Origin of the sequence: Bacillus andreraoultii, assembly GCF_001244735.1 — a bacterium.
In the GTDB taxonomy this organism is placed as follows: Bacteria; Bacillota; Bacilli; order Bacillales; family Caldibacillaceae; genus Caldifermentibacillus; species Caldifermentibacillus andreraoultii.
Genome location: NZ_LN868937.1, coordinates 288,281 through 309,136 on the forward strand (window position 1 = coordinate 288,281; position 20,856 = coordinate 309,136).

20 protein-coding genes are annotated in these 20,856 nt (G+C 36.5%); 19 read left to right on the plus strand and 1 reads right to left on the minus strand.

Annotation, left to right across the window (positions count from 1 at the left end; translation table 11 throughout):
* The first annotated feature begins 130 nt into the window (after positions 1-130).
* The 18 genes from BN2144_RS06800 (at position 131) to spoIID (ending at position 18,156) form a co-directional block, all read left to right on the plus strand.
* Entirely contained in the window at positions 131-1,396 is a 1,266-nt protein-coding gene (locus BN2144_RS06800; protein WP_042337708.1) for a dicarboxylate/amino acid:cation symporter, read from the plus strand.
* Positions 1,397-1,691: 295 nt separating this feature from the next.
* A complete protein-coding gene (upp, locus tag BN2144_RS06805; RefSeq protein WP_033827511.1) occupies positions 1,692-2,321 on the plus strand; it encodes a uracil phosphoribosyltransferase in 630 nt (209 codons plus the stop codon).
* 87 nt (positions 2,322-2,408) lie between these two features.
* Entirely contained in the window at positions 2,409-3,551 is a 1,143-nt protein-coding gene (gene wecB / locus BN2144_RS06810) for a non-hydrolyzing UDP-N-acetylglucosamine 2-epimerase (protein WP_033827512.1), read from the plus strand.
* A gap of 168 nt (positions 3,552-3,719) precedes the next feature.
* The gene (locus BN2144_RS06815) at positions 3,720-5,969 is read left to right on the plus strand and encodes a S8 family serine peptidase (protein ID WP_050632230.1); all 2,250 of its coding nucleotides are present in this window, start codon (positions 3,720-3,722) and stop codon (positions 5,967-5,969) included.
* Positions 5,970-6,704: 735 nt separating this feature from the next.
* Positions 6,705-7,094 carry an ATP synthase subunit I gene (locus BN2144_RS06820; RefSeq protein WP_033827513.1) on the plus strand — a complete coding sequence of 130 codons (390 nt, stop codon included), beginning with the start codon at positions 6,705-6,707 and terminating at the stop codon, positions 7,092-7,094.
* Between the two features lies 1 nt (position 7,095).
* Positions 7,096-7,806, plus strand: coding sequence for a F0F1 ATP synthase subunit A (gene atpB, locus BN2144_RS06825; RefSeq protein WP_033827514.1), 711 nt, complete (start codon positions 7,096-7,098; stop codon positions 7,804-7,806).
* A gap of 72 nt (positions 7,807-7,878) precedes the next feature.
* Positions 7,879-8,091 carry a F0F1 ATP synthase subunit C gene (gene atpE / locus BN2144_RS06830; RefSeq protein ID WP_033827515.1) on the plus strand — a complete coding sequence of 71 codons (213 nt, stop codon included), beginning with the start codon at positions 7,879-7,881 and terminating at the stop codon, positions 8,089-8,091.
* Between the two features lie 146 nt (positions 8,092-8,237).
* A complete protein-coding gene (gene atpF / locus BN2144_RS06835) occupies positions 8,238-8,753 on the plus strand; it encodes a F0F1 ATP synthase subunit B (protein ID WP_033827516.1) in 516 nt (171 codons plus the stop codon).
* Positions 8,753-9,289 (plus strand): F0F1 ATP synthase subunit delta, encoded by a 537-nt coding sequence (locus tag BN2144_RS06840; protein ID WP_033827517.1) that lies wholly within the window; start codon positions 8,753-8,755, stop codon positions 9,287-9,289. The genes atpF and BN2144_RS06840 overlap by 1 nt, the downstream gene beginning before the upstream one ends.
* Positions 9,290-9,311: 22 nt before the next feature.
* The gene (gene atpA, locus BN2144_RS06845; RefSeq protein WP_033827518.1) at positions 9,312-10,826 is read left to right on the plus strand and encodes a F0F1 ATP synthase subunit alpha; all 1,515 of its coding nucleotides are present in this window, start codon (positions 9,312-9,314) and stop codon (positions 10,824-10,826) included.
* Positions 10,827-10,911: 85 nt separating this feature from the next.
* On the plus strand, positions 10,912-11,769 hold the full coding sequence (locus BN2144_RS06850) for a F0F1 ATP synthase subunit gamma (protein WP_033827519.1): 858 nt from the start codon (positions 10,912-10,914) through the stop codon (positions 11,767-11,769).
* A gap of 62 nt (positions 11,770-11,831) precedes the next feature.
* The gene (gene atpD, locus BN2144_RS06855; RefSeq protein ID WP_033827520.1) at positions 11,832-13,253 is read left to right on the plus strand and encodes a F0F1 ATP synthase subunit beta; all 1,422 of its coding nucleotides are present in this window, start codon (positions 11,832-11,834) and stop codon (positions 13,251-13,253) included.
* Positions 13,254-13,276: 23 nt separating this feature from the next.
* Positions 13,277-13,681, plus strand: coding sequence for a F0F1 ATP synthase subunit epsilon (locus BN2144_RS06860; protein WP_033827521.1), 405 nt, complete (start codon positions 13,277-13,279; stop codon positions 13,679-13,681).
* Between the two features lie 504 nt (positions 13,682-14,185).
* A complete protein-coding gene (locus BN2144_RS06865; protein WP_033827522.1) occupies positions 14,186-14,422 on the plus strand; it encodes a DUF1146 family protein in 237 nt (78 codons plus the stop codon).
* Positions 14,423-14,519: 97 nt separating this feature from the next.
* The gene (locus BN2144_RS06870) at positions 14,520-15,266 is read left to right on the plus strand and encodes a YwmB family TATA-box binding protein (protein ID WP_050632231.1); all 747 of its coding nucleotides are present in this window, start codon (positions 14,520-14,522) and stop codon (positions 15,264-15,266) included.
* Between the two features lie 33 nt (positions 15,267-15,299).
* Positions 15,300-16,616 (plus strand): UDP-N-acetylglucosamine 1-carboxyvinyltransferase, encoded by a 1,317-nt coding sequence (gene murA / locus BN2144_RS06875; RefSeq protein ID WP_033827523.1) that lies wholly within the window; start codon positions 15,300-15,302, stop codon positions 16,614-16,616.
* Positions 16,617-16,773: 157 nt separating this feature from the next.
* Positions 16,774-16,917: a YpzI family protein gene (locus tag BN2144_RS19105; RefSeq protein WP_075047807.1), complete on the plus strand. Its 144-nt coding sequence runs from the start codon at positions 16,774-16,776 to the stop codon at positions 16,915-16,917.
* 216 nt (positions 16,918-17,133) lie between these two features.
* Positions 17,134-18,156 carry a stage II sporulation protein D gene (gene spoIID, locus BN2144_RS06880; RefSeq protein WP_033827524.1) on the plus strand — a complete coding sequence of 341 codons (1,023 nt, stop codon included), beginning with the start codon at positions 17,134-17,136 and terminating at the stop codon, positions 18,154-18,156.
* A 244-nt stretch (positions 18,157-18,400) separates the two neighbouring features.
* Here the strand turns inward: spoIID and BN2144_RS06885 are convergent, their stop codons facing one another.
* Positions 18,401-18,823 carry a VanZ family protein gene (locus BN2144_RS06885; RefSeq protein ID WP_033827525.1) on the minus strand — a complete coding sequence of 141 codons (423 nt, stop codon included), beginning with the start codon at positions 18,821-18,823 and terminating at the stop codon, positions 18,401-18,403.
* Between the two features lie 161 nt (positions 18,824-18,984).
* Here BN2144_RS06885 and BN2144_RS06890 point away from each other — a divergent pair, with 161 nt between their 5' ends.
* Positions 18,985-19,890, plus strand: coding sequence for a stage II sporulation protein SpoIIQ (locus BN2144_RS06890; protein ID WP_033827526.1), 906 nt, complete (start codon positions 18,985-18,987; stop codon positions 19,888-19,890).
* The last annotated feature ends 966 nt before the right edge of the window (positions 19,891-20,856 follow it).

The following is a 20,856-nucleotide window of genomic DNA, read 5'->3' on the forward strand; positions in this document are numbered from 1 at the left end:
ACTAGAAGCTCGTAACGAAACGGGTGAAGTACGCCAAGGCATTTACGATTGCATTGTACAAGCGGTATAAATGCACGTATGGAGTGATAAAAATTCACGAAATTTCCAGCAGGGGCTAGGAGAGGGTAAGATGGGTAAAAAAATAAAAATGAACATGACCACTCAAATCATTATCGCTACAGTATTAGGCATATTTTTCGGCTTAGTATTAGGGGAACGCATGACAGCTGTAGATGTTGTTGGCAATATTTTCCTTCGTTTAATTCAAATGGCAATCGTCATTTTAGTTATGGGCCAAGTAATCGAAGCTGTTGGAAATTTGAATCCGAAACAACTTGGAAAATTAGGATTAAAAACGATTTCTGTCTTCATGCTATCTTCCTTTCTTGCAGCAGCATTTGGTGTATTCATGGGATTTTTATTTCAACCAGGTTCCGGGATTGATTCAACAAAAATTACCGGGGGCAATCTCCCTGAAGCTCCACATAGCTCTTTAAAGGAAACCATATTAAACTTCTTTCCTCAAAATATTTTTAGTTCAATGGCAGAAGCATCCATTGTCCAAGTGATTACCTTTGCTGTTTTATTCGGGCTTGCTGTTAGTTTTGTTAGAATAGAAAATCCGAAGAACCAAATCTTGCAAGTAACAGAGCAATTTAATCAAGTTATTTTACGAATGATTGGGTTAATCATGAAAACTGCACCAATTGGGATATTTTTTATTTTATCTTCCACAATTGGAAAAACAGGTGCCCAAGTCTTATTACCTTTACTAAAATATTTAGGTGTTTATGCATTAGCAACATTCCTCTTCTTATTAGCATGGTTTATCATCGTATCTCTATATTGCCGAGTGTCAATCATTCAATTAACGAGAAATTTAACAGAAATGTCAGTTATGGCATTAACGACAACATCATCTGCAATTACATTACCCGTTGCATTAAGAGATTCTCAAGAAAAGCTTGGAATTCATGAAAGAGTAGCTAAATTAGTTCTCCCACTTGGGATGTCACTGAATAGCAATGGTTCGGCTATGCATATGGCAATGACAATTATTACGATAGCACAAATATTTGGTTACTCTTATTCAATCGGGGATTATGTGAACATTGCTATACTCGCGACATTAGCATCATTGGCGAACGCAGTTGTTCCTGGTGCAGGGCTCGTTTCCTTATCCATTGTCATTCCACAAATGGGCTTACCGCTAGAAAGTATAGCCTTATTTGCTGGAGTAGAATGGTTTGTTGGAATGCTACGAACGATATTAAATGTTGATTCTGATACATTAAGTGCTCTTATCGTTGCGAAAAGTGAAGATGCGATTGACTATGACATTTTTAATGGAAGAAAGAGTCAGATGAGAAAATCTGTGTTAAAAAACATTGGTTAACCTTATTCAGAAGATGCCCCTTACATCTATAAGTGAGGGATGCATGTAAAGTCGCATTTTATATTGGAAAAAATTTCGAGATGCCTCCGTAATGGGGGCTATTATTTTGGGGAAACTAAACGTAAATATATTTATATCTCTTGATAATGTGTAATTCTATACAAGACAGTTAATAAAAACTTATGGTAAAATAATAAAGGTTATTGTAGAATTTTGTAGTTTCATGTAATATATTAGAGATTTTGTTGTAAAAGCACCAAAATTAACTGACTAATTGAAAGTGAGGCGTTCATTGATGGGAAAAGTATACGTATTTGATCATCCTTTAATTCAGCATAAACTTACATACATAAGAAAAAAAGAAACGGGTACGAAGGAATTTCGTGAATTAGTAGATGAAATTGCTACATTGATGGCTTTTGAAGCAACTCGTGACCTACCGTTAGACGAAATTGAAATTGAAACTCCAGTGGCAAAAACAAAATCAAAAGTATTATCAGGTAAGAAAATTGGCGTTGTTCCTATTTTACGTGCGGGTATGGGAATGGTTGATGGAATCTTAAAGCTTATTCCCGCCGCAAAAGTTGGTCATATTGGGTTATATCGTGATCCAGAGACATTAAAACCGGTGGAATATTATGTGAAATTTCCTTCAGATATTGAAGAACGGGATTTTATCGTTGTTGATCCGATGCTCGCAACAGGTGGTTCTGCGATTGAAGCCATTCATAGTTTGAAAAAACGTGGTGCAAAACATATTATTTTTATGTGCCTGATTGCTGCCCCAGAAGGATTACATGCATTAGAAGAAGCACATCCAGATGTAGATATTTACATTGCCGGATTAGATGAAAAATTAAATGAAAAAAGTTATATCGTCCCTGGATTAGGTGATGCAGGAGACCGTCTATTTGGTACAAAATAAACAAAGTTATTTATGTATAAAAACGAGTATGAGCTGGAAGAAAGGACTCCTTATTCCAGCTTTTTTTAAAATTGGAGGAAGCTCTTCATGCAACGAATAAAAGTCATGTTGATTTTCGGTACAAGACCAGAAGCAATAAAAATGGCACCGCTTGTATTGGAACTAAAAAAACGACCCCAACAATTTGAAACGATTGTAACCGTAACAGCCCAACATCGGCAAATGCTCGATCAAGTATTGGAAACCTTTCATGTTACACCTGATTATGATTTGAATATGATGGCGGATAGACAAACGCTAATAGATTTAACGGTGAAAGGATTAGCTGGTTTAGATAAAGTTATGAAGGAAGTACATCCGGATATTGTCCTTGTTCATGGGGACACAACGACAACTTTTGTTGCAAGTCTCGCTGCCTTTTACAATCAGATTCCTGTTGGCCATGTGGAAGCCGGCTTACGTACTTGGAATAAATATTCGCCATTTCCAGAAGAAGTGAACCGCCAATTAACTGGAGTAGTTGCGGATTTACATTTTGCACCAACAGAAATGGCTGCTAATCATTTATATAAAGAAAATAAACCGAAAGAACATATTTTTATTACAGGTAACACGGCGATTGACGCATTAAAAACGACCGTGAAAAAGGATTTTTATCATCCGGTGTTAGATAAATTAAATGGTAACCGTTATATTTTATTAACAGCACATCGACGGGAAAATCTAGGTGAGCCTATGCGTCATATGTTTCACGCAATCATGCGGTTAGTTGAACAGCATAAAGATATCCAAGTAGTCTATCCAGTCCATTTAAATCCTGTCGTTCGCGATTTAGCAAATGAGATATTAGGTGACCATGAACGCATTCATTTAATCGAGCCACTGAATGTGATTGATTTCCACAATATGGCTGCAAGAGCGCATGTAATTTTAACAGACTCTGGTGGGGTGCAAGAGGAAGCTCCATCTTTAGGAGTGCCCGTTCTTGTATTACGAGATACAACAGAACGGCCTGAAGGTATTGAGGCAGGAACATTAAAGCTAGCCGGGACCGATGAAGATAAGATATACCAACTTGCAAATGAATTACTTGTAAATCGTGATGCGTATGATGCGATGGCAAAAGCAGTGAATCCGTATGGGGATGGTCATGCGTCTGAACGAATTATTGAAGCAATCCGATTTTATTTTAAGCAAATAAATATACGACCAGATGACTATCAATTGTAGCTCCTTTTATGTTGAAGGGGCTTTTATCATTTTTTACGATAGTATGTTCAATGGTTGCCTACTTCATTTAGGAAATATCATCCAATATCCAAATTCTGTTGGCGTTCATAATTCTCCTTTATTTTGCCATAATAAGAAAATAACGTTTTTTAAGGGAGGAGAAGAGAGATGAATAAATTAATAAGACGAGTCATCGTATGTATCCTACTAATCGTAATTGGGCCAACAATCTCATCTGCACATCATGAGAAACTCCAAAGGCCTCCCCTCCCAGAAAATAAACATGAACAAAAGACTGCAATTGTGCAATTAAAAGAACACTTAACAACAAGTGAGATAGAAAAACTCCTCAAGCCATACCCAAATTTAAAACTTCGCTATACATTTCAACATATATTTCATGGATTTTCAGTAACCGGGCCAAAACATGAACTAGACAAAATCGCTGAACTCGGATTAACTCAACAAATATATCCTTCTTATACGTACCAACTCCAAGTATCTTCGTATCCAAATGTACTCATTCAAGAGCATAATAATATTGATTTAATTGGAACAAAGGAAATCCGCCGTCTTAACGATAAAAATGGCCGACCACTAACAGGTAAAGGAATAAAAGTTGGTGTAATTGATACCGGTATTGACTATACTCATCCAGACTTAAGAAAATCATATGTAAAAGGGTATGACTTTGTCGATAATGATTCTGACCCGATGGAAACAGTTAATATGGGGCCAAATGATACTTTTCATGGAACACATGTAGCAGGTGTGATAGCAGCTAATGGAAAAATGAAAGGTGTTGCTTGCGAGGCAAAAATTTATGCTTATCGAGCGCTTGGTCCAGGTGGCTTTGGAACAACGGAAATGATTATCGCTGCGATTGAACAAGCAATTAAGGATGGAGTGGACGTGTTAAATTTATCACTCGGAACAAGTATTAATGGTCCTGATTTACCGACAAGTCTTGCTCTTGATAAAGCCGTTGAACATGGAATTGTCGCGGTCACCTCCAATGGAAATTCAGGACCAGATTTATGGACTGTTGGTACACCAGGGACATCACATAAAGCAATCTCAGTTGGAGCAAGTACCCCAAATATAAAAGTACCGTATTTAGATTATTTTCAAAAGCAATTTCGCCTAACCCCATTTTCAGGGTCAAAACAATGGAATATAGACCGCTCTTATATGTTAGTAGATGGGGGACTAGGAAGGGTAGGAGATTTTCAAAATAAAGATGCAGTAGGAAAAATGGCTGTTATAAAAAGAGGAAAACTAACATTTACTGAGAAAGTGAAAAATGCCGAGAAACATGGGGCTAAAGCAGTGATTATTTATAATAATGAGAAAGGAGATGTTTTAGGACAACTAGAAGGTGAAATTGAAATCCCAGTTGCGTTTATCTCAAAGAAAGATGGAGAACAGTTATTAAAACTTATGAGAGAGCGCCCGATGCCAGCGAAGATTACTTTGAAAGAAGAGCAAGATACACTAGCTGATTTTAGTTCACGTGGCCCAGTTACATTTAATTGGGAAATCAAGCCAGATGTAGTTGCACCAGGTGTGGCAATTGTAAGCACAGTCCCAGGAGGCTATATGCCACTACAAGGGACAAGTATGGCCTCCCCACATGTTGCTGGTGCTAGTGCCATTTTAAAACAAGCAAATCCCCATTTGACACCAGAACAAATGAAGGCCATATTCATGAATACGAGTATACCATTAAAGAGAAACAGCGAAGATTACTATGATACATTTGAGCAAGGAGCTGGGCGTATTCGTATTGATAAAGCAATTAAAACAAAGGTAATCATTGATCCTGGAGCACTCATTTTTGGGAAAGTAGAAGGTACGAACTTTGAAGAAAATAAAATAAGGATAACGATAGAGAATGTTAGTGATCAACCAATTCGTATCACATTTCAAGTTCCAGAACGTTCTGATGAAATAGGATGGCATTTACCAACACGATTCATGTTACAACCGAACGAGAAGCGACAGTTAACAATTGGGCTGGAAGTTAAAAATGAGCATAAAGTAAATGAAATTTTTAATGGGTATTTAACAATGTTTGCTGGTTCGGATACGATTCATGTTCCCTATTTATATGTAACGACAGAACCAGATTATCCGCGAATTATGGCCTTTTCCGTAGAAGATGCGAATCATGAGGATCTCTTTCAATATGAAGTTTATTTACCAGGTGGTGCGGAAGAGTTTGGTATTGCATTGTTTGACCCAGACACATATCGATTTATTGACTATTTAGATTGGGAGGAAAATGTTAGAAGAGGATTAATTTCGAGAACAATGAATAAATCGGATGCGATTCCAAAAGGGACCTATATTGCGATAGCGTTTGCAAAAAAGGCAGAAAAAGAAGATTATATTGAACAAATAATAGAAATTCAGTAACAGATAATTTCATCATTTATTCACTTCATCGCTAATTGTTACAAATTTGTGAATGAAGATTAATTCTTTGAAAAGAGTTGAATTTTTCCTAAGTATATAAATTGACATAGAAACTTTCCTACGGTAGTCTTATTAAGTGTATGATGGTAGGGTTTTCAAGTTGTGCCATAATAGGGATTCAGCTCTTTTCCCCTAACGAATATAATCGAAAAACGATACAGTTTAAACCACAATCCACTCGTAGAAATCATGGAAGTGGTAAGTGTATGTTTTTTTATGGCAATTTTGAGTAAAATGTATTTGATATTAGTCAATAAACTTTAGTGAAAAATTCACAAATCATATATATTTCTATTGTATAATTACTTTTATGCCTCTTTTCAAATTCTAATATTTATCGTATAACTAATTATCGGATTAGAAGTAGTAGTATACTTTCGAATAGTTTCTTCACTATAATATGTAACCAATGTTTAAAGCTTCACTAATACAGTGATGGAAAAATTGAATAGACCACAGAAATTGTCTGTTTTCTCAAAGGGTCTCGCATTTTTTAGGAGAAATTTATTGTGGTTAAAGCAAGGACGTGCCTTAAGGATGAGTGTTCGCCTTAGAGAATAACAACAATCTTTACGAAAACAGCCTAGAAATTATTAGAAAGGTGCTCTATGATTAAGGTATAATATAGAGTATACTAAAAGGATAGTCCGATTTTCGTTAGGAGAAAGTAACCTTATGCCTGACATCCAATTTTTATATAACCGTTATCGAGTATATATGTACAATCTCTTAGCTGCTTTACTTATCGGTTGGGGGATTACATCATATAAACAAATTTTCTTAGGATTAATTTTAGGAACTGCAATCAGCTTTATTAATCTATGGTTGCTATATAGGAAGACAACACGACTTAGTGAAGTGGTGTTAGAAGGAAAAGCAATGTATTCCATCGGTTCCTTTTCAAGATTTGCCTATGCGATATTTGCAATACTAATTGCTATTAAATTTCCCAATTATATTGATATATTATCTACTTTAATCGGGTTATTAACAGCATATATTGTTATGGCCCTAGATTCTTTTGTTTTGTTTATCAAAAAAGGAAAAAGGAAGAGAGGTGAGTAAAGTGGGACATGAAGCACCAATTAGGGAAATATTTGGCTTATCTTATAACCCGTCAAATATTTTGATGATTACAGTATCTTCATTAATTGTTTTCTTAATCGCTGTACTATGTACACGACGCTTAGCAATGAGACCTACAGGTGCCCAAAACTTTATCGAATGGGTCATGGACTTTGTAAAAGGTATTATTCAAAGTAACTTAGATTGGAAGAATGGTGCTAGATTTCACCTTTTAGCCCTAACATTAATTATGTATGTCTTTGTTTCTAACATGGTAGGTTTACCTTTTGCAGTCGTTATCGGTCATGAATTATGGTGGAAATCGCCAACAGCTGATCCACTCATTACGATGACACTTTCCGTCATGGTCATTGGGTTGACTCATTACTATGGAGTGAAGCTTAAAGGTGCCTCGGGTTATATCCGTGGGTATGGTCAGCCTATGAAATTTTTGGCCCCGATTAATATAATTGAAGAGTTTGCAAATACGTTGACATTAGGTCTTCGGCTTTATGGTAATATTTATGCCGGTGAAACTCTTTTAGCTTTACTTGTATCTTTAGGAACAAGTGGTATAATTGGAGGGATTTTTGCCTTTCCATTAATGATGGTATGGCAAGGATTTAGTATCTTTGTCGGTAGTATCCAAGCGTTTATCTTTACTATGTTGACAATGGTCTATATGGCCCATAAGGTTAGCACAGACCATTAATATAAAGTTCATTTCACATGAACAAAGAAAATTAATTACATATTTTTTATAAATTAAAGGAGGACTTTTAGAATGGGTGCATTAGCAGCAGCAATCGCAATTGGTTTAGCAGCATTAGGTGCTGGTATTGGTAATGGTTTGATTGTTTCTAAAACAGTAGAAGGGATGGCTCGTCAACCTGAATCAGCTGGTTTACTCCGTACAACAATGTTTATCGGTATCGGTCTTGTTGAGGCGATTCCTATCATGGGTGTTGTTATCGCGTTTATCGCATTATTTGCGTAATGAAACGAATTGTTATAACAGTAAATGGCGGAGATCATTCATTAGAACCTTCGCCATTCCTTTATGTAACTAACATGGTAATTTGATGAAACATATAAATGTATACAAGTCTTATATGGTGCTTCTTGAAGGGAGTGAATGGTAGCGTGTTAACAGATGGTTTTGTATTAGGTGCCGCATCAAACTTTACAGTACTTGATTCAGCGTATCAATTATTAGCATTTTTAGTTTTAATGTGGCTATTGAAAAAATATGCATGGGCTCCATTAATGAAAGTAATGAAAGACCGTGAAGATCATATTTCAAGTGAAATCGATAAAGCAGAATCGGCAAGAAAAGAAGCAAACGAATTATTACAACAACAACAAGAAATGCTGAAAACAGCTCGAAAAGAATCTCAAGCTTTTATTGAAAGTGCGAAAAAGCAAGGAGATGCACAAAAAGAGGAAATTATCTCTGCTGCACGGGCTGAAGCTGAAAGATTAAGAGAAACTGCACGCTTAGAGATTCAACAAGAAAAGGAAAATGCTGTTACAGCTTTAAAAGAACAAGTTGCTTCTCTATCCGTATTAATTGCTTCTAAAGTGATTGAGAAAGAATTAAGTGAACAGGATCATGCATCATTGATTCAAGATTCTATTAAAAAGGCAGGAGAAGAGTAATGAGTATTTCAGTTGTAGCAACTAAATATGCAGATGCTCTTTTCCAGTTGGCAAAAGAAAAAAATGAAGTTGAGAGAATTCAGAGCGAATTACAAATCGTGAAGGAAATTCTCCGTACAAATAACGAAATCATTACCTTTTTAAAGTCACCACGAGTTAAAAAGGAAGAAAAACATGCATCATTAAGAAAAGCATTTAATAACTTTTCTCCTTATGTATTAAATACACTTCTTCTTCTCACAGACAGGCATCGTGCTGATTCAATTATTCCTACAATTGATGCATTTATTGCAATGTCGTATGACCTTAAAGGAATTGCAACGGCTAAGATTGAATCAGTTCGCACGCTTACAGAAGAAGAGAGAGCGGCAATCTCTAGTGTTTTTGCAAAGAAAATGAATAAAACAGCACTAGAAATCGAGAATGTCGTAAATAGTGATTTACTCGGTGGATTAAAAATACAAATTGGAAATCGCATCTTTGACGGAAGTTTGCGTGGTAAACTAAACGGCCTCAAACGCGAACTATTAGGATAAATCGTAATAAGGGGTGAAATGAATGAGCATTAAAGCTGAGGAAATCAGTGCACTGCTTAGACAGCAAATAGAAAACTATGAAGCTGATATGAAAGTGACCGATGTCGGTACGGTTATTGAAGTTGGTGACGGGATCGCACGTGTTCACGGTTTAGATAATGCAATGAGCGGTGAGCTCTTAGAGTTCGAGAATGGTGTTATGGGTATGGCCCAAAACCTAGAACAAAATAATGTTGGTGTAATTATCTTAGGACCTTTCACTGATATTCGTGAGGGTGCTGAAGTTCGTCGTACAGGAAGAATTATGGAAGTTCCAGTTGGAGAAGAACTAATTGGTCGTGTCGTAAACCCATTAGGTCAACCTGTTGATGGCTTAGGACCAATTCAAACAACAAAAACTCGTCCAATTGAAAGTCCAGCACCTGGTGTTATGGACCGGAAATCTGTACATGAACCACTTCAAACAGGGATCAAAGCGATTGATGCGCTTGTTCCAATCGGTCGTGGTCAACGGGAATTAGTTATCGGTGACCGCCAAACTGGTAAAACAAGTTTAGCTATCGATACAATTCTTAACCAAAAAGAAGAAAACATGGTATGTATCTATGTTGCCATTGGACAAAAAGAGTCAACGGTACGTAATACAGTTGAAACGTTTCGTAAATTTGGCGCCCTAGATTATACAATTGTTGTTACAGCATCAGCATCGCAACCTGCGCCATTATTATATCTTGCTCCATATGCAGGGGTAACAATGGGCGAAGAATTTATGTTTAATGGCAAACATGTCCTTGTCGTATATGATGACCTTTCAAAACAAGCTGCAGCATATCGGGAACTTTCCCTATTGTTAAAACGCCCACCAGGTCGTGAAGCATACCCAGGTGACGTTTTCTATCTACATTCCCGTTTACTTGAACGTGCAGCAAAATTAAGTGATGCAAAAGGTGCAGGATCACTAACTGCGTTACCGTTTGTTGAAACACAAGCAGGTGACATTTCTGCTTATATTCCAACGAACGTTATATCTATTACTGATGGACAAATATTCTTACAATCAGACCTATTCTTCTCGGGTGTACGACCTGCGATTAACGCTGGTTTATCTGTATCCCGTGTTGGTGGGTCAGCGCAAATTAAAGCGATGAAAAAAGTTGCTGGTACACTTCGTCTTGACTTAGCTTCTTTCCGTGAACTAGAGGCATTCGCACAATTTGGCTCTGATTTAGATAAAGCAACACAAGCAAAACTTGCCCGTGGTGTTCGTACAGTTGAAGTATTGAAACAAGATTTGAATAAACCAATCGCTGTAGAAAAACAAGTTATGATTCTTTATGCGTTAACACGTGGATTTTTAGACGATATTCCTGTTGAAGATATTCGTCGCTTTGAAAATGAATTATACAGCTGGATTGACCAAAATAAACCGGCTGCTGTTGAACATATTAAATCTACTCGTGAGCTCCCAGCTGATGAAGAAATGGCGAAAACGATAAATGATTTTAAAAAGACTTTTGCCGTATCGGAATCTAAATAAGAATTTCTTATAGGGAGTGAACAATCTCCACTATATATAAATAAATTTACTAGTTGAATTTTATGAAACAAGGTGGTGAGTACGAGTGGCCAGTTTAAGAGAGATTAAAGGGCGGATTAATTCAACGAAAAAAACAAGCCAGATTACAAAAGCGATGCAAATGGTTTCTACTTCGAAATTAAGTCGCGCAGAAATGAGTGCGAAATCATTTGTTCCTTATATGGAAAAGATTCAAGATGTTGTTGCAAGTATTGCCCATGGTACAACAGATGCTTCACATCCAATGCTTGTTCATCGTCCAGTAAAAAAATCGGCGTATATTGTCATTACTGGGGATCGTGGTCTTGTTGGAGCTTATAATAGTAACGTAATCCGTAAAGTAAATACATTTATAAAAGAACGTCATAAATCAAAAAATGAATATGGCATTATCTCAATTGGCCGTGTTGGTCGAGATTTCTTTAAAAAACAAGGAGATAATATCCTATTAGAAATCACAGGGTTACATGACCATCCAACTTTTAACGAGGTACAAAATATAACAAGAAATACGGTTGATATGTTCTCTGATGGTACATACGATGAATTGTATATTGTATATACCCATTATGTTTCCGTTATTCAACATGATGTTATATTGAAAAAAGTACTACCATTATCTGATATTGCACCTTCTACGAAACCAATGTCCTATGAGTTTGAGCCAGACGTTGAAGAAATATTAGGTGTCCTACTACCTCAATATGCAGAAAGTCTTATTTTCGGTGCGTTGCTAGAAAGTAAAGCGAGTGAACATGCATCAAGTATGACGGCAATGAAGAATGCAACAGATAATGCAATGGAATTAATTAATACGTTAACAATTAGCTATAACCGAGCTCGTCAAGCACAAATTACACAAGAAATTACTGAAATTGTTGGCGGTGCAGCTGCGTTAGAATAAGAAACGCATGTAGCTTTGTTATTTGTGGACGGACAAAAGTAATTCAGTCAGGAGGGAAAAAGATGAATAAAGGGAGCATCCTTCAAGTAATGGGTCCAGTTGTCGACGTAAAATTCGAAAATGGCCAATTACCAAAAATATACAATGCATTAAAAGTTCAACAAAAGGCTCAAAGCGATGCAGATGTTGATATTGATTTAACTTTAGAAGTTGCCCTTCATTTAGGTGATGACGCGGTTCGTACAATCGCAATGGCATCTACGGATGGTTTAGTTCGTGGAATGGAAGTCATCGATACAGGAGGACCAATCTCTGTTCCAGTTGGTGACGTAACATTAGGACGGGTATTTAACATTTTAGGTGAATCAATCGATTTAGATGGTGAACTACCAAAAGATGTTCGTAAAGACCCGATTCATCGTCCTGCTCCAAAGTTTGAAGAATTATCTACTGAAGTACAAATTCTTGAAACTGGGATTAAAGTAGTAGACTTACTAGCTCCTTATATTAAAGGTGGTAAGATTGGTCTATTTGGTGGTGCCGGTGTTGGTAAAACCGTCTTAATTCAAGAATTAATTAACAATATCGCACAAGAACACGGTGGTATTTCAGTTTTCGCCGGTGTTGGTGAACGGACACGTGAAGGGAACGACCTTTACTATGAAATGAAAGATTCCGGTGTTATTAAGAAAACTGCCATGGTATTCGGACAAATGAACGAACCACCTGGTGCGCGTATGCGTGTTGCGTTAACAGGGCTTACAATGGCAGAATACTTCCGTGATGAAGAAGGACAAGACGTTCTATTCTTTATTGATAACATTTTTCGTTTCACGCAAGCAGGTTCTGAAGTATCGGCCTTACTTGGTCGTATGCCATCAGCTGTTGGTTACCAACCAACACTTGCTACGGAAATGGGACAACTACAAGAACGGATTACTTCAACGAATAAAGGTTCTGTAACATCGATCCAAGCGATTTATGTTCCAGCCGATGACTATACAGACCCGGCTCCGGCAACAACTTTCGCTCACTTAGATGCAACGACAAACTTAGAACGTAAATTATCTGAAATGGGTATTTATCCAGCGGTGGATCCTTTAGCTTCAACTTCACGTGCATTGTCACCTGATATTGTTGGAGAAGAACATTACGCAGTAGCGCGTCAAGTTCAACAAACATTACAACGTTACCGTGAATTACAAGATATTATTGCTATCTTAGGTATGGATGAATTATCTGATGAAGACAAGCTAGTTGTTGCTCGTGCTCGCCGGATTCAATTCTTCTTATCACAAAACTTCCACGTTGCTGAACAGTTTACAGGTCAACCAGGATCATATGTACCTGTAAAAGAAACAGTTCGTGGCTTTAAAGAAATTTTAGAAGGTAAATGGGATCATCTTCCTGAAGAAGCATTCCGCCTTGTAGGTACGATTGAAGATGCTGTAGAAAAGGCAAAATCAATGGGCGTAGAAGTTTAACTTGGATGCAAGGAGGATAAAAAATGAAAACTGTAGCTGTAAGTATTGTAACTCCTGATGGTCCAGTTTATGATTCTGACGTAGAAATGGTCAGTACAAAGGCACTAAGTGGTGAACTAGGGATACTTCCTGGCCACGTACCAATGGTCGCTCCATTAGCAATTGGAGCCGTTCGTCTAAAAAAAGGCGATACGAGTGAATTAGTTGCTGTTAGCGGAGGATTTTTAGAAGTTCGCCCTGATAAAGTAACCATCCTTGCTCAAGCTGCGGAAACCGCCGAGGAAATTGACTTGGAACGTGCAATCCGTGCTAAACAACGTGCTGAAGAACGGATGCGTCAACAAAAGCAATCAGATACCGATTTTAGAAGAGCAGAACTAGCATTACGACGTGCGCTCAATCGGATCCAAATCGCACAACATAAATAAAAAAGTCATTTTATAAGAATCCTCTTAGCTCCATGCTAAGGGGATTTTTTAGCTAGTAGGAAGAGGCCGTCTTAGAAAGTCGTATTTTTGATTTCCGGAATCCCTTTTCATGTTTCAAAAGCAAAAACTAGTAGTAGAAATGTGGATAATTAAGTGAATAATGTGGATAAATATACTTGTGCAGTGGATAAATTTAATTTAAAATGTGGATATGTTGAATAACTTTGTAGATAAAGTCTTTATAAAAATAAGAAACATGACAAATAAAAACTAATCATGGCGGATGTTGTCGGTAAATGGATAAACTGTGGATAACCTCTTGTGGACAAAACTAGTAATATAAAAGCTAAAATCTATGAAACTTGTAATGAAATTTACCGAAATGAAATATTTCATAAAATATTTCCCTATTTGTAATTAAATTAGTAAGTTAAAAACGATGTACCTATGATACAATAGTGTTTGTATGTACTAGCCAAATAAAAACAAAAAGGAGTTAAGACCATGCTATCAAATGTCGGGGTTTTTAGTATTTTTAGTATGTGTACACATCTAGCTTTTATCGCTCTAGCATGGTGGGCACTGCAAGCATTAAACTTCGAAAAATTTATAAGGAAAAATAGAGTAACGCAAGGTCGTCTATTATTTTTATTATTAGCGATTGCACTAGGTTCTATCGTTGCCAATTTTTTCCTCGATTATATTATGTGGTCACAACAGCTCCCATTTATTTGGAATTAGTAGGACAAGTACACCGATTTGTGTCAAATTGTGACGACTTTTACCATGTATGACTTCCTCTTTTTTAACCAACAATGGTAGTAAAGGGGAGAGGAACATGAGTAAAAAGTTTTTCATACAAATGACAGTATGTACGGCATTTTTTATTTTTATTCTTATTTTTTCTAGTAAAGAATCCGTTGTGGCAAATTATTCAGATTTGAATAAAATAGTGGATGTAATCAGTAAACATAATGGTTCAATTGAGGAATGGTCGATTTTAGCTAGGGAAGAGTTCATATTTTCTAAAGCAGACATGGATAACACTGTTAAAAACTGGAGGAAAAGTTTCCCTCATCTAAATTGGTCGGAACAACTAAATCAAGAGCGTGTGACGATCATTGGGACATCCTCAAATGAAGAGAATCCTTATGTTGAAACGGTCCAATTAATATCTGAAAAAAAGGGAAATCAGTTTCAAGGATTCATCCTTTATGAACGAAAAGGTGAAAATTGGAATGAACACGTTCAGGAAATGATTGATGAACGTAATAGGACAATTTTACCAGACGTTTTTCATAAAACTCCATCTTTTTTTTCTTGTATAAAGGGAGAATTCGATGGTATGATTGATAAGGCTTTGCTGGAAAAATCAATTGAATTGCAATCAGAATTTAACGGAAAAATAGTTGAAAATTTAGTGGAAAATGATTTTGTTTCTTTGACAGTAAACAGTCCACAGTTTAAAGAGAAAATTCCAACGAAAAATGGGTCCTTTAATCTGCAAATTTCCTTAAGAAACACCGGAAATGATAACAAAACAACTTTTGTCATAGGAACACCAATCTTAACAATTGAATATTAATATTACAGATATTGGACGCGGAGGGGAATACATTTGGATAAAATCATCGTCCGCGGCGGAAAGACTTTAAACGGCACGGTAAAAGTTGAAGGAGCGAAAAATGCCGTTTTACCAGTAATCGCCGCATCATTACTCGCAAGTCATGGGAAAAGTATCATTCGGGATGTTCCTTGCCTCTCGGATGTTTATACAATTAATGAGGTTTTACGCTATTTGAATGCGAAAGTTAACTTTGAAAACAATACCGTTCAAATAGACGCTTCAAATGAGCTAACCGCGGAAGCTCCGTTTGAATACGTTCGTAAAATGAGAGCCTCTGTATTAGTTATGGGACCGTTATTAGCCAGACTAGGTCGAGCTCGTGTAGCTTTACCAGGAGGCTGTGCAATTGGAACTCGCCCAATTGATCAACACTTAAAAGGTTTTGAAGCGATGGGCGCTGTCGTTAAAGTCGGTAACGGTTTTATCGATGCAAAAGTTGAAGGTAAATTAAAGGGAGCAAAAATTTATTTTGATATCCCTAGTGTTGGTGCAACAGAAAATATTATGATGGCAGCCGCACTTGCAGAAGGGACAACAATTCTTGAAAACTGTGCGAAAGAACCTGAAATTGTTGATTTAGCGAATTACTTAACAAGTATGGGTGCAATCGTAAAAGGTGCTGGTACAGAAACGATACGAATTGAAGGTGTGGACACTTTATACGGTGCTGAACATACCATCATACCTGATCGGATTGAAGCTGGAACGTTTATTACAGCAGCGGCAATTACAGGAGGCAATGTGTATGTAAAAGGTGCCGTCCCTGAACATTTATCTTCATTAATTGCGAAACTGGAGGAAATGGGCGTAGAATTTGCTGAAGAAGCTGAAGGAATTCGTGTCATTGCTCCAGAGAAATTGAAAGCTGTCGATATTAAAACAATGCCGTACCCTGGTTTTCCAACCGATATGCAAGCACAAGTAATGGCCTTATTACTGAAATCGGAAGGAACAAGCATGATTACGGAAACGGTGTTTGAAAATCGCTTCATGCACGTAGAAGAGTTTCGACGTATGAATGCAAATATTAAAATTGAAGGCAGATCGGTTATTATTAATGGTCCATCTCATTTACAAGGCGCAGAAGTAGCGTCAACAGATTTACGCGCAGGTGCAGCACTAATTATCGCTGGTCTAGCTGCAGATGGCATTACACGCGTAACAGAGCTAAAACATATAGATCGAGGATATGTGAACTTCCATGGCAAACTCGCCGCACTTGGTGCTGATATAGAACGAGTCAACGATGGTATAGACGAAAACCATCATGGAGAAAATATAATACAAATCGCTGCAAATATGCAGTAATTAGGTAAAAGGTTGGGTTTTGATGAAAACACCAGCCTTTTTACTTTTTTACTGTTGAAGTTTACCTCAAGATTGCACCAATACGATCGAAGTTTTTTCTATAATCCATGCATAATCTAAAGAAAACTACCCAACTTATTGGTAGGAGGTGCTTTAAATGGGTAAAGACCGTCAAGAAGGAAAACTTCGAGCAAGTGGCCGGGTTGAGTCTGACCGTGATCAATCGTTAAAATACCCTGGTGCAACAAAAATGTCTAGTCCAGAAGAAGCAAGAAAATTAAACGATAATAAAAGGTCCTAAGAAAAACCACATAAACAAGTCCCAAAGCCTTTCCACAATATACGGGCTTTGGGATGATCTATTTATATCTCCTCCCCTAGACTACCTTCTATCAAATCCTTTCTATTTCTTCTACCTCCTCTATAAACAATTTTTTTAATAGAATGGTATAATTTGCAGACCATGCCCATATGTATATAAGGTAAGGATGACAATTTTATATGGGAGGCTCGAGACGTGAAAAAAGTTAATCCAATTATATTATTCAGCATTTTTTTTATCGTAGTCATTTTAATTGTACCAAGTATACTTGTACTCCCTTATTCAAAGGAATCGACAAAGGTGGTCGTACCCGAGAAAGAGCCGGAAACGAACTTGGAAAAAAAATTAGCGGAGGCATCACCTATTAATGTTTCTGTTTACCGGACGAAAAAAGATGAAGTAGAAACGATTCCACTAGAGCACTATGTCGTAGGTGTAGTCGGAGCAGAAATGCCAGCTGACTTTGAATATGAAGCATTAAAAGCGCAAAGTTTAACTGCTCGAACATATATTGTTAAACTTTTAATGGAAGATAAACAAGTTGGTATTTTAAAAGGCGCGGATATAAGTGATACAGAAAATACCCATCAAGTATATAAAAGTGAAGATGAATTAAAAAAAGCTTGGGGTGCAAATTACAATAAAAATATAAATAAGATTCGAAAGGCAGTATATGAAACGAGAGGAAAAATTTTAGTTTTTAATGACAGGCCAATTGAAGCATCTTATTTTTCTACAAGTAATGGGTATACAGAGAACGCAGAAGATTATTGGACAGATGCAATTCCATATTTAAAAAGTGTAAAGAGTCCTTGGGATGTCGAGTCTCCGAAGTTTACTGATCAAGTAAAAATTCCAGTGAATGAATTTGAGAAAAAGCTTGGTGTAAAGATTAACTCAAAACAAGTAGGTGAGATTATATCAAGAACTGCAAGCAATCGTGTAGAGAAAGCGAAAGTTGGTGGAAAAGAATTCACTGGAAGAGACATTCGAGAAAAACTCGGATTACGATCTTCAGACTTTTCATGGAAACTAGATGGTAGTCAAGTTGTTATTACAACAAAAGGATTTGGACACGGTATTGGTATGAGTCAATATGGAGCAAATGGGATGGCAAAGGAAGGAAAGAGTGTTAATGACATCGTAAAATATTATTATAACGGGGTTGCAATAGAAGAGGCGAGTACGTTTTTAGAAAAGTACGTTGCGAAGAAGTAAAATGATTGTTGAGAAAAACTGTTAGGCGAATAAGTGCGTCTAGCAGTTTTTTCTAGTGCGAATATACGGTTCCAAAGTAAATCATATTATTTGAAAGTTCACATTACAGATAAGCACTATGAAGGTCTCAAAACTAGTACTAACTTCCAAAATACGTAATTTGATCTTCAAAGAGGCTTCTTTTATCTTCAATCAATCCCCCACAAAAAGAAGGATATTGAAACAACTCAACATCCTTCTACATTTACTTTTTCGCCTTCATTTGTAACTTATCTAACAAGCGACCAACCCAGTTTTTCTGTAAAAAATATCCTCGATAAATAATGATATAACAAACGGTCACCCCGATAACATCCTTTACGAGATCAATGACGGTAGCTGAACGATACGGAACAAATGATTGATGGATTTCATCGGTTAACCCGTATAGACAGGCCACAATCGCAGAAAAAACATTTGCTCGATTCGTTAACTTCCCATGGGCGGCGAAAAATAAAACGAGCAATACATATAAAATGGCAAACTCTACTAAATGGAGTGATTCTTTAATCATCGAATCCGCAAAACTAAAGCGGATATATGCATCAGAAGGTTTACTTGATAATAGCCAAATAAGTCCCATATAAAGAAATGGAGCTATTGTCAAAGCCCATCGAACTAGTTTCATCATAGCCACCTAACCTAATATTTAAGTTTTACCCCAGTTTTTCCCACCAAAAATAAAAAATCTGCATAAAAAATAAATTTTTACAAAAAATAATGAAAAAAATGTTTTTTGAAGTATATAATTCTCATTTTCTGTTCAGAATGATTCATGAGGTGATGAAAATGAGAGAGGAAGAAAAGAAACAATCTTCTCGCAAACTTGGCTTAAAACGCTTCTTCAAAAAACGTTGGGTATTTCCTGCAATTTACATTGGTGCTGGTGCAATTCTATTATCTACATTTCTATGGTTCCAAGCAAGAGATAATAATGGAGCAAAAGAAGATGAGTTTGGTTATGAAACAAATTCAAACCGTAACCTAGCGGGTGAAGATGCTCTTGAAGTAAACAGCCCTGTGGAAGATTTTGATTGGCCAGTAGCAGATGAAAAAAATATAGAGGTAGTTACTTACTTCTATGATCCACAAGGGAAGGAAGAAGAGCAAGAAGCAGCTATTATCAGTGATGGCAATAGTTTTTATCCAAGTACAGGAGTTGCACTGAAAGCAAAAGATGGAAAAACATTTGATGTCCAAGCGGCTATGAGTGGAACAGTCAAATCAGTGAAAGAAGATGCTCTACTTGGAAATACGGTGACTGTTGAACATGCTGATAATATTGTCACTGTTTATCAATCACTTGAAGAAGTTACTGTAAAAACGGGTGATAAAGTAAAACAAGGACAAAAACTTGGTCAAGCTGGTAGAAGTTTACTAAATGAAGAAGCAGGAATTCATACCCATTTTGAAATTCGCAAAGATGGAGTAGCAGTAAACCCACTTGAATACTTTAAAAAATCATTAGCAACATTACAGGATGCAGAAGTGAAAAAATCGGATAATGCAGTTAATGGAAAAGCAGGCGAAGAAGCGAAAAAATCGGATAATGCAGCTGACGGAAAAATAGGCGAAGAAGCGAAAAAATCGGATGTAAAAGAAGAAGACTCAAGTCAAGCTGAATCTGGTGAAGAGAAAGAATCTCAATCCGATGAAGATGAAAAATCAGATGATGAAACAAAAGATGAAAACTAATGTATCGAAACCAAATGTTTAAATCCCCCTTTCTAATATATATCGTAGGCTGTCCCAAACAATAATTGGGACGGCTTATTTTTTTTGCGACGAAAATGCTGAAGGGCTGGTATCAATCTTTTTATCAAAATTCAAAGTAATATTGTTAAGTTTGATCGTGTATCCCCAATGTTCCTTATACTCTTCTTATCATTGTGAAAAAGGGGTTAAGGAGGTATAAATACGATTGGTAAGTTTGATGTGAATAAAATTGATTATGATGACCATTGGAAGGAAGTAATAACAGATTTAATAGACTCCTTCTTCTAGTTGAGTATGAGAGAATTGACTTTAGAAAACAATGGAGTTCTTTTAGAGTAGGAATTACATTTGATTGAATCAACTTGAGAAAGGGGAAAAATATGGCTGATAAAATTTTTGAAGTTCCATTAAAAAACGCTTTGAGAAGGAATTTATCCATATAGAAATCCAATGTAATTAGCAAAATATTTCCGAGCATATGTTTAAAACGAAAAGATTTATGATAATGGGCATAAAGAATGTATCCAATTGTATTAGATACCCACAATTCTTCGCAACAATCAACATGGTTATTTTCAAATAGGCATTTTATTTTATTATGGAGTTCATCATGTACATTTATTTTCAGAGGTAGAATTGCTGCAAACGAATAAACAGTGAAATAATTATTTAATTCACAGGCCCAACTGAAGAAGAAGTGAAAACGATAATAATACGGAATTAAAAGATGTAGGGGTGGGGTGAATATGGCATCTGTTTTTGACAGTATATAAGCGCATAAGGAAGGATTCGAGCATTCCATCAAAACCGAAGTACCCTCTTTCTTTTAAACGAATTTTTTGGTTTCCTAAAGTTTAGGGTCTGGGTTTTTCTTTATAAATTGGAATAGCAAGGTTTCACATTATTTGTTATGGTACATGTTTGATTTATTTGGAGGAAATAAAT